Below are 383 nucleotides of genomic sequence, written 5' to 3'. Positions count from 1 at the left end.
AATCTTCATAGGAGATTGATTTTGCCTAAGTTTATTCCAGCCAACTACAACCAAACCAGCATGGTCATCATTAACTATCAAGACCAATTGCAAGCTGGCACATTTGAACATGCCATTCATTATCTAATTGAACACAAATTGGATTTAAGTGTGTTTTACCCCAAATATAAAAATGATGACAATGGCCGCCCGGCTTATGATCCGGCCGTTTTGTTAAAAATCATTTTATTCGCCTATTCTAAAGGCATCACATCAAGCCGTGAAATTCAGTGGTGCTGCGAAACTAACATTATTTTTAAAGCGCTCAGTTGTGACAGCGTGCCACACTTTACAACGATAGCGGCGTTTGTATCCGGGCGCCAGATTGAAATAGAACACCTGTT

1 protein-coding gene is annotated in these 383 nt (G+C 39.9%); it reads left to right on the top strand.

Going from position 1 to position 383, the window contains the following annotated elements; translation table 11 throughout:
• Positions 1-21: 21 nt before the first annotated feature.
• Positions 22-383: transposase (locus N7931_RS19425; protein WP_262795992.1), on the top strand; the 362-nt coding region annotated here is incomplete at its 3' end.

This window comes from Catenovulum sp. 2E275 (assembly GCF_025515275.1).
In the GTDB taxonomy this organism is placed as follows: Bacteria; Pseudomonadota; Gammaproteobacteria; order Enterobacterales; family Alteromonadaceae; genus Catenovulum.
This window is presented reverse-complemented; position numbering and strand designations above follow the sequence as displayed.